The organism is Acinetobacter sp. YH16038 (assembly GCF_013417275.1).
In the GTDB taxonomy this organism is placed as follows: Bacteria; Pseudomonadota; Gammaproteobacteria; order Pseudomonadales; family Moraxellaceae; genus Acinetobacter.
On record NZ_VPEG01000054.1, the window covers coordinates 1 to 10,758 of the forward strand.

A 10,758-nucleotide genomic window follows, 5' to 3' on the forward strand; every position below is an offset into this window, starting at 1 on the left:
GCCACGGACAGCCTGTTCTAATTCTATAGAGAATAGCTTCAATAAAATTGCGTAAATTTGAGTTGTGGTGAATGGATAAATTACGCAGAATAACTTTCAACTTTTGCCAGTGTTGATCTGTCAGCATGGTACGAGGCATAGCGAATAGTAAAATTGGGTTTGGCGATTTGATTTTACTACTTCGCTATTTTTTTAAGCTAAAAGTGTCAACACACCCTAATTTTTCCTGATTATCCATCTTATATTTTTCACCCATTTTCAACAAATATATAATTTTAAAAATGAAAAAGCCACCTCTCGGTGGCTTTTTTAAATCTGTTGATCAAGAACCCTGTAGCAAATAACTACCTACCAAGAACAGCACCTGTAGGCCAACGACAAAACCAAATAACCACCAACCTTTCTGACGTAATTCTGTTCTATCCATTATTCTGAGCATCTTAGCCATGTCATCACCTCATTCTTGAGTGTTGATACTGAACTGATCTATACCATCTTTCCTTTAAAGTGCATAAATATTGTGCATTATTTACACAATATCACTTCTATGCAGATATAAAAGCAAAATCTAAACCAGTTCAGCGGGAGAAAATTAAATAAATGTTTCAAACTGCTTAAAAAGCAAAAAGCCACCCACTGGTGGCAATTGATGAAGCTAGTCTAAACAAAAGTAAATGATTTTTCTAGTTTTACTAATTTCCCATAAGTTCAAATTATAAAAAAGGGCCGCTGCTGCGACCCTTTTTTTGAAGCTAAATCAGATTAACCAATAAATTTGCGAGCATTACGGAACATGCGTAACCATGCACCGTCCTGATCCCAGTCTTCTGGTTTCCAAGAGTGTTGGATCGCACGGAAGTTACGCTCTGGGTGTGGCATTAAGATAGTCGCACGACCATCTTTCGAAGTCACACCAGAAATCCCTTCAGGCGAACCATTCGGGTTCAGTGGGTATTGCTCAGTTGCATTACCTTGGCTATCCACATAACGCATAATCACCTGGTTATTGGCATTCAATGCAGCAATGCTTTCAGCTGATGCAACCACACGACCTTCACCATGTGCCACAGCGATTGGAAGAATTGAACCTTCCATACCTTCTAGCAATACAGAATGAGATTTCTCTACACGAACATTAATGCTACGTGCTTCAAATACTTCTGACTTGTTGCGATGGAAACGAGGCCAAGCATCTGCACCTGGAATCAGTGGAGCCAATTGTGACAGCATCTGACAGCCGTTACAGATCCCTAAAGAGAAGGTTTCCTGACGGTTAAAGAATTTCTCAAACTGGTCACGAAGCTGCTGATTGAACAATACTGATTTCGCCCAACCACCGCCTGCGCCCAATACGTCACCGTAAGAGAAGCCACCACATGTGACCAGACCTTCGAAGTCATCCAGGCTGATACGACCAGCAAGCAGGTCACTCATGTGTACGTCAACTGTATTGAAGCCGACCTTATCAAATGCTGCTGCCATTTCCACATGACCATTTACACCCTGCTCACGCAGAATCGCCATATTTGGACGACGTGAATTAATGTACGGCGCTTCGATTTGCTCGTTCAGATCAAATGTCGGTTGAGCAATCAAACCTTTGTGTGATTTATCAGTAACTAATGCAAATTCTTGATCTGCAGTTTCTACGTTGTCACGAAGACGCTGGATTTGATGAGAAACTTCAGTCCAAGCCACTTGCAGGTCAGCACGTTCCAGTACCAGACCATTTACAGATAACTGGTCAGAGTTGTTCACTGTACCTACTACAGAGATCGCATCTTTCAGAGTAGAAGTCGCGATTTCTGCTTGTAATGCTTCCCAATCTGCTTTCGCTATTTGCAGAACTGCACCGATTTCTTCAGCGAACAATGCTTCAACTGATTGGTCTTCTAGCGCTACGCCTAGACGTGCAGCAAACATCATTTCCGCAACAGTTGCCAGTAAACCACCATCACCGATGTCATGGTAAGCCTTGATCAGACCACGGTTGTTCCAGTCTTGAACCAGTGCGAAGAATGCTTTGAAGTCATCAAAGCTGTCGACATCTGGAGTGACAGAGCCGATGGCTTTGTATACCTGAGCCAAGATCGAACCGCCTAAACGGAACTGACCTTTAGATAGATCAATACGAACCAGTACAGACTCAATATTTTTCAGCTCAGGGGTTAATGTCTTACGAACATCAGTTACAGGTGCAAATGCAGTAATCACGCCTGACATCGGAGAAGTAACAGATTTGTCTTCGCCTTCGTCATTCCAGGTGGTACGCATTGACAATGAGTCTTTACCGACTGGAATTGCGATGCCCAGTGCAGGGCACATTTCCATACCAATGGCTTTTACACCTTCGAACAATGCTTGGTCTTCGCCCGGTTGACCTGCAGCAGCCATCCAGTTTGCAGACAGTTTGATGTCGCTGATTTGATCAATCTTCGCAGACATAATATTTGAGATCGATTCAGCAACTGATAAACGTGCAGAAGCCGCTGGGTTTAACAATGCAACTGGTGGACGTTCACCCATTGCCATTGCTTCACCTGTGTAACCGACAAGGCTGGTTGTTGTTACTGCAGCATCAGCCACAGGAACCTGCCATGGACCAACCATCTGGTCACGTGCCACCATACCGGTAATCGAGCGGTCACCAATAGTGATCAGGAATGATTTAGAAGCGACTGTTGGGTTCTTGATCACGCGATAAATCGCATCTTTCAGATCAGTCACTTTAGAGGCATCAAAGTCATCGCCTTTACGTGCAGTAGTTTCATATGAACGGCTCATACGTGGTGTTCCGCCAAGCATCACTTGCATTGGCATATCCACTGGCTTGTTGCCGAACAATGGATCTTCAACTGTTAAGTGACGTGCTTCAGTCGCTTCACCCAATACCGCAAACGGACAACGTTCACGTGCACAGATCGATTCGAATAACGGTAGAGATTCTGGACGGATCGCCAGTACATAACGCTCTTGCGCTTCGTTTGACCAGATTTCCATTGGAGACATGCCTGGCTCAAGCGATGGAATCTTACGCAGGTCAAGCACCGCACCCAACTCATGATCATTCACAAGCTCAGGCATGGCATTGGAGATACCGCCCGCACCCACGTCATGTACAGATACGATCGGGTTGAAATCTTCCATGCGCCAGCAGGCATCAATCACTTCCTGACAACGGCGTTCCATTTCCGGATTTTCACGTTGTACCGAAGCGAAATCGAGGTTTTCACCCAATTTACCGCTGTCTACTGAAGATGCTGCACCACCCCCTAGGCCGATCAGCATGGCAGGACCGCCAAGTACGATCAATAGATCGCCCGGTTGGATTGCATCTTTTTCAACATGGTCAGGACGGATGTTACCGTAACCACCAGCGATCATGATTGGCTTATGGAAACCTTTCACGTCACCATTGACGTTTTGTTCAAATGTACGGAAGTAACCATTTAAGGCAGGACGACCAAATTCGTTGTTAAACGCAGCACCACCCAATGGCCCTTCAATCATGATTTGAAGTGGAGATGCCATACGTGATGGCTTACCGTAATTTTCTTCCCAAGGCTGTTCAAAACCAGGAATGTTCAGGTTCGATACCGTGAAACCGGTTAAACCAGCTTTTGGTTTACCACCACGACCAGTCGCGCCTTCGTCACGAATCTCACCGCCTGAACCTGTTGCGGCACCGGCAAATGGAGCAATTGCGGTTGGGTGGTTATGGGTTTCCACTTTCATCAAGATGTGAGCGGCCTGGCTTTTGTATTTATAAACGTGTTGACCGTTATCTTCTTGAGTTGGATAGAAACGTTGCGTATCAAAACCAACAATCACCGATGCGTTGTCTTTATAAGCCGACAATACGTCTGTTGGTGATTCTTTATAGGTATTTTTGATCATCTGGAACAATGACAATGGTTGAACTTCACCATCAATCGTCCATTCAGAACCGAAGATTTTATGACGGCAGTGCTCTGAGTTAGCCTGCGCAAACATCATCAGTTCGATGTCGTTCGGGTTACGACCCAGTTTAGTAAATGCCTCTGTCAGGTAATCAATTTCCTGTTCAGACAGCGCAAAGCCAAATTCATTGTTGGCTTTTACCAGTGCTTCTTTACCTTGACCCAAGATATCAATCGAGTTCAAAGGTTTCGGAGCAGTTTCAGTAAATAATACTGTAGCATCTTCAATCGCATTGAAAACGCTTTCAGTCATGCGGTCATGCAAGATCTGTAATGCTTCTTTAGAAAGCTCTTTTTCGCCTTTCAAAGTAAACAAAACACCGCGTTCTAAACGATGAACCGGTGTATTACAGTTGGCAAAAATATCAGTTGCCTTTGATGACCACGGTGAAATCGTGCCGACACGCGGTGTCACCAGAATCTGGATTTCATCACTTGCAGCCTGGCGCAGTTCAAATGATTGACCATCGTTGAGAAGCTGTAAAGCGGATTGCTGTTGTTGCTCGTTGAGCGCTTGGTCAAAAAGATAAACAAATTGACTTTCTAGTGATTGAACAGAACTAATTGACGATAAACGTGTGAGTAGTTGAGCTTTCTTAAAAGAAGAATGTGCAGGTGCACCGGCAACGATAAACATGCTGATTTTGGCTCCACGGGATGATCGAGCGACCATGCCACAATGTGACTTGAGAGAGCGCATATTCTACTGTGAAATATATAAATCGGCTAGAGAGGAAATGAGAAAACTCAAGCGAAAAGCTATAGCATTTTATAAATAATGCTTTTATTTTCAGATAAAAAAATTGAATGTAGTCGCACAGCTTAACACAATTTGTTAAAGAAAAATTAAAACCCGTCAAGAATAATTCAACTTAAAAATTTTGTATTATTTTTCAACACTATTGATCATATCAAGCGGTTTAAAATTTAATCTCTATTTTTAATAAAAATGAGCCAAGGATTGACTTCTTTATTATTTCTTGATCAAAAATAGGTAGCTGCGCTGCTTTTTGCCATCTGTCTGAATGATGATCAACTATATTAACTATTCAGCTTACAGATTAAGATTTTCTTTCTATCAAAATTATTGTTCTATAAAAAACAGGCCGTTTGACCTGTTTTTTATTTCAGCTCATTCTTGTAAGCATCTGCTCAGTTATGAAATTCGATAATTCATCAGAAATAGCTTAGGCAGTTTTATTTAATAAAATTCCCCCACCTTCAATTTCTACCACACCATTTTCTCGTACATAGACTTTCCAGTCGGCCAGCAGCTCCTGTAATTTTTCTGGATAACGCTCTGCTAGATCTTCAGTTTCACCCACATCTTCTGCCAGGTTATAAAGTTGCCATCTGTTTGGGCCATTCGGTGCAGGAATAAACAAGGCTTTCCAATCCCCTTTACGCAAAGCTTTTTGTCCGAACAGCTCCCAACCCGTGATATGGTCTTCAGCATGAATATAGGCCTGCTGTTGCTGCAAATACGGCAGAATGCTTTTACCACGTAGTGGCACCAGTTCCCGGCCTTTATACTGCTGTCCCGGATGCTGAATATTTAATGTTTCCAGTAAAGTAGGCAGTAGATCCATCACCGTTAAAAACTCATGACTGATGCCATTTTGACGTGCAAAGCCCTGATGCTTGATAAATGCCGGTGTACGAATTCCACCTTCACTGGTATGCGCTTTATAAAGTCGAGATGGCGCTGTGGCCGCCTGTGCCCAATGCTCACCGTACCAGACATAGGAATTACCCTTGCCAATATTTTCCAGAGCATTGTCATAATATTTGGCAATTACGGTCTCAATATCAGGACCAAAGACTGGTAATGCTTCCAGCTGCGCGCCTTCTGCCCCATTATCCGAAAGAAAAATAATAATGGTATTGTCGTATTGATCAGTCTGTTTCAGGTATTCAATCACGCGACCAAGATTCTGGTCCATACGATCGACCATTGCTGCATAGACTTCCATGGTTCGCGCCGAGAACTGCTTTTCTTCATCCGTTAGGCTGTTCCAGAATTTAATTTTCGCCAACACTGGATGAATCGTAGCATCTTCACCTACTAAACCGAGCTCTTTGATTTTGGCTAAACGCTTCTGACGTAATACTTCAGGACCTTCATCATATACGCCTTTGTATTTGGCAATATCTTCCGGATGGGCTTGCAAAGGCCAGTGTGGTGCTGAAAATGGCAAATAGGCAAAGAATGGGCGTTCTGCACGACTCTCATCATCTTGCAGATAATCCAGCAAGCGATCTGTAAAATAGTCTGAACTATAGAAGTCTTCCGGCAATGCAGTAATGTATTCATCATTTTCTGCATAGAGCCCCCGAGTTACTTTCAACAGGCCCGGAATTTCTTCTTCTGGAATATCGGGTTCAAAAGCATAGTGATTGGCTGCACCCGGGAGCAAGGTAAATGACTTTTCAAAACCACGGCGTGCCGGAAAACGGTCTGGAGTTAAGCCCAGATGCCATTTTCCAGACATGATGGTGTAATAGCCTGCATCATGTAACAGTTCCGGTAGAGCCGCAACCTGATCATTTAAATACCCCTCATAACCCAGTTGGCCTTTCTGTTCAGGTCGTATGGCTTCGGCCATGGAACCCAATCCTGCCAGATGATGATCTGTACCGGAAAGCAGCATGGAACGGGTTGGTGAACAGGTCGAAGCGGTATGGAAATTAGTTAAACGTAATCCTTCCAGGGCAATCGCATCTAAATGTGGTGTTTGGATCTCTCCGCCAAATGCACCCAGATCAGAAAAGCCCAGATCATCAGCGACGATGAGTAAAATATTAGGTGGTGTAGCGTGTGCTGTCGTCATATTTGGTCTGCAAATTGATTTTATTATGGTCATAATTTGCCTGAAATTGCTGGCTCAGCCCTGTCACCAAATTGACAATCTTTCGCTGTATTTCAGCTAAGCTAATTCAAAATGACATTTCATGTCGCACTGCCCTAGTGCTTTACGCTCTTTTTTGGCATGATGCAGAAAGTAGAGAACTGAATAACGATAAATGACTCAAATGCGTTGGTTGGAACTGCTTTCGACAGTTCGGATTGGTAGTAAAAAGCAGAGTACAGAACTGGCCCGTAGCCCGTTCCACAAAGATTATGACCGTATTATTTTTTCCCAGAGCTTCCGGCAGCTCAACCGTAAAACCCAGGTGCATCCTTTAACCCAGCACGATGGTATTCATACGCGCCTGACGCATTCACTGGAAGTCTCCTGTATTGGCCGCTCGCTAGGGATGTTGGCCGCAGAGAAAATTAAAGACCAGCTTCCACCCTGGGTGTCTCCAGCGGATGTGGGCGCCATCATTCAAGCCGCTTGTCTGGCCCATGATATTGGCAACCCGCCTTTTGGCCATGCCGGTGAATATGCGATCCGCGAATGGTTTGATGATGTATCACATACTGACTTCTTAAAAGATTTAAGTCCTGAACAGGAAGCAGATGTACGTCAGTTTGAAGGCAATGCCCAAGGCCTGCGGCTTCTAACCAAGATTGACTATCATCCAAATGATGGCGGCATGCGCCTGACCTATGCCACTTTGGGTGCTTATTTAAAATATCCGTGGCTGTCAAAAACCATGGCATCGCAGGTAGATTTACCTGCCAGTAGCCGTGCCAAGTTTGGCTGCTATCAGGCAGAAAAAGAGATTTTAAAGCAAATTGCGGAAGAGCTTGGACTAATCCAGCTCGGCGAGTATCGATATTGTCGTCATCCACTGACCTATCTACTCGAAGCAGCCGATGATATTTGTTATGCCCTGATTGACCTAGAAGATGGCATCAGCTTGAACATGCTCAGCTATGCTGAAGTGGAACCGGTATTTTTAAATCTGCTCGGAGATTATGGAACGCCTTCTGAAATCGGCATGCCTGATACGACCTGGCAACAGAAAATTGCTGCACTGCGTGGCCGTGTGATGAAACGTCTGGTGAATGAAGTGACGACTGCTTTTGCACGCCACCATGACCAGATTCTATCTGGTCAGTTACAAGGCACTTTATTGCAATATTGTTCGTCAGATATTGAAAGTGGTATTAACCGCGCCAAAGAACTGGCACGTGACAAGATTTTTGAACATCCACAGAAAGCGGGCCTAGAGATCATTGCCCATCAAAGTCTGCAAAATATTCTGGATGCCTTTATTCCGCTGACCACACCACATAAAAACCTGAGCTTTAAGGAACAGCGGTTAATGTCGATCCTGCAACGTTCAGGGGCGAATTTTAAAGACAGCCATTATGACAATATTATGCAGGTATTAGATATTATCTCGAAATTTTCGGATCATCAGGCTTATAACCTGTCACAGGAATTGCAGGGTAATAAAGCCGGATTGTTATAAAACATCTGGCTGGATTAGATGATTATTGCAGCAAAATCACCTGTTTTGCAGAAGGAGATTTTGCCTTTCCTGAAAATGCTGACTACTATGCTACAAAACTGAATTGAGTAATGATAAAAGATGATTGGATGCCTGATTGGTGAAGTGCTGGCGCTGGAAGCACCGACTGTATTATTAAATGTGAATGGTGTGGGTTATGAAATCGATACGCCGCTCACTACTTTTTGCCAGTTGCAAAAAGGCCAGAAAATTACCCTGTGGACGCATCTGGCTGTGCGTGAAGATGCACAATTACTGTATGGTTTTTTAAATACTCAGGAAAAAACCATTTTCCGTACCTTATTAAAGGTGAACGGCGTAGGTCCGAAAATGGCGCTTGGTATTCTTTCAACTTTAAGTGTGGAAATGCTGATCCATACCGTTGAACATGAAGATATCAACACTCTGGTTAAAGTTCCGGGAGTGGGTAAAAAGACTGCAGAACGCCTGATGATTGAATTGCGTGACCGCTTTAAAGCCATGGCTTCAGGTGCTGCCCCAAGTAATTCAACTGCACCACAAATTCAGTTTATGGGCAATTCAGCCGTAGCTGAAGCTGAAGCAGCATTACAATCTCTCGGTTATAAACCGGCTGAAGCGCAAAAACTGGTGAGTGCAGCCAAAGGTGAGTTTACCGAAGCCAGTGACATCATCCGTGCTGCATTAAAGTCGATGAATAAATAAGCAATTTACCTATGAGCAAATTTTCAATCCAAAATTTGCTCGAGCTTTGGCGACATGGATGTCGCCGGTTGAGTTGAGGTACAGGAAGTACCTTCAACTCAACAAAAGATTTTTGTTACTTTTGATCTTTCAAAAGTAAGACAACGCCTACACAATGGCAGTTAAACACAAATCATTATTTGAGGCTGTTTCTGCAGCATCAAACAGCTTCGATAAAGAGATTAAGTTAATAGATATGCAAGACCGTCTCATCAGTGGTTCTGAAAAACCCGAAGATCATTTTGATCGTGCTATCCGCCCGACTTCCCTTGACGACTATATCGGTCAGCCCGTGGTGCGTGAGCAAATGGAAATCTTTATTGGCGCTGCTCGTGGCCGTGCTGAAGCTCTCGATCATACTTTGATTTTTGGGCCTCCAGGTCTGGGTAAAACGACGTTAGCGAATATTATTGCTCGTGAAATGGGTGGTAATCTCAAATCGACTTCTGGCCCAGTACTAGAACGTGCGGGCGATCTGGCAGCAATGCTGACCAATCTTGAGGAAGGTGATGTTCTGTTTATTGACGAGATTCACCGCTTGTCACCTGTGATTGAAGAAATCCTTTATCCAGCCATGGAAGACTACCAGCTGGATATCATGATTGGTGAAGGCCCTGCTGCCCGTTCGATTAAATTGGACTTACCACCATTTACTTTGGTCGCTGCAACCACACGTGCTGGTCTACTCACTTCTCCACTTCGTGACCGTTTCGGGATTGTGCAGCGTCTGGAATTCTATTCAGTCGATGACCTCACTCATATTGTGAAACGCTCTGCAAGCCTCTTGGATGTTCCAATGACCGAAGATGGCGCAAAAGAAATTGCACGTCGTTCACGTGGTACACCGCGTATTGCCAACCGTTTATTGCGTCGTGTACGTGACTATGCTCAAGTCAAAGGCACAGGTGAAGTCACTCAGGAAATGGCTCAACGTGCATTAGATATGTTGAACGTGGATAAAGATGGCTTGGATACTCTCGACCGTCGTTACCTGTCGATGTTGCTAGAACGCTTTGATGGTGGCCCGGCGGGTGTAGAAGCTTTGGCAGCAGCAATGGCAGAAGATTCAGGTACGCTGGAAGATGTGATTGAGCCTTATCTGATTCAGCAAGGTTATGTGATGCGTACTGCGCGCGGTCGTATTGCGACCAATATGGCTTATTTACAGTTTGGCATAACGCCGCCTGAGCCGAAGTAAGGGTTAAAATTCTTTTGGCTTAGCCATTTTTTATCATAAAGAAAAAGAGCTAATTGACTACTGCAATCAATTAGCTCCAAAAGCACAAACTCGAATCTTTATTATTAAGTAGTTTATTTAGCTATTATAGTTATTGCTCTTTAAGCAAATACTTAGGCTATTTCTTTTAAATTTTATCAATAATAATTATGAAATAATCAAAGCAACTTTAATGCCAAAATAGTATTTAACTTAGAGAAATAGTTGAAACTTAGATAGGGTGTGTTGACACTTTTAGCTTAAAAAAATAGCGAAGTAGTAAAATCAAATCGCCAAACCCAATTTTACTATTCGCTATGCCTCGTACCATGCTGACAGATCAACACTGGCAAAAGTTGAAAGTTATTCTGCGTAATTTATCCATTCACCACAACTCAAATTTACGCAATTTTATTGAAGCTATTCTCTATAGAATTAGAACAGGCTGTCCGTGGC

Annotated in this window: 8 protein-coding genes; 4 read left to right on the forward strand and 4 right to left on the reverse strand. The window is 43.5% G+C overall.

Annotation, left to right across the window (positions count from 1 at the left end):
* From FTV34_RS15525 to FTV34_RS15535, 4 genes are all read right to left on the reverse strand, one after another.
* Positions 1–139 (reverse strand): transposase (locus tag FTV34_RS15525; protein WP_145755836.1); only part of this gene is annotated, 139 nt, incomplete at its 3' end.
* Positions 140–322: 183 nt separating this feature from the next.
* Entirely contained in the window at positions 323–448 is a 126-nt protein-coding gene (locus FTV34_RS17990) for a KGW motif small protein (protein WP_257226172.1), read from the reverse strand.
* A 314-nt stretch (positions 449–762) separates the two neighbouring features.
* Positions 763–4,596 carry a phosphoribosylformylglycinamidine synthase gene (gene purL, locus FTV34_RS15530; protein ID WP_180070765.1) on the reverse strand — a complete coding sequence of 1,278 codons (3,834 nt, stop codon included), beginning with the start codon at positions 4,594–4,596 and terminating at the stop codon, positions 763–765.
* 550 nt (positions 4,597–5,146) lie between these two features.
* Positions 5,147–6,790, reverse strand: coding sequence for an arylsulfatase (locus FTV34_RS15535; protein ID WP_180070761.1), 1,644 nt, complete (start codon positions 6,788–6,790; stop codon positions 5,147–5,149).
* Between the two features lie 193 nt (positions 6,791–6,983).
* Here FTV34_RS15535 and FTV34_RS15540 point away from each other — a divergent pair, with 193 nt between their 5' ends.
* The 4 genes from FTV34_RS15540 to FTV34_RS15555 form a co-directional block, all read left to right on the forward strand.
* Complete coding sequence (locus tag FTV34_RS15540; protein ID WP_166138742.1) at positions 6,984–8,324, forward strand: deoxyguanosinetriphosphate triphosphohydrolase; 1,341 nt, start codon at positions 6,984–6,986, stop codon at positions 8,322–8,324.
* Between the two features lie 120 nt (positions 8,325–8,444).
* On the forward strand, positions 8,445–9,047 hold the full coding sequence (gene ruvA, locus FTV34_RS15545; protein ID WP_180070763.1) for a Holliday junction branch migration protein RuvA: 603 nt from the start codon (positions 8,445–8,447) through the stop codon (positions 9,045–9,047).
* Positions 9,048–9,282: 235 nt separating this feature from the next.
* Positions 9,283–10,284, forward strand: coding sequence for a Holliday junction branch migration DNA helicase RuvB (ruvB, locus tag FTV34_RS15550; RefSeq protein WP_166138764.1), 1,002 nt, complete (start codon positions 9,283–9,285; stop codon positions 10,282–10,284).
* Positions 10,285–10,619: 335 nt separating this feature from the next.
* On the forward strand, positions 10,620–10,758 hold a 139-nt coding region (locus FTV34_RS15555), incomplete at its 3' end, for a transposase (protein ID WP_145755836.1).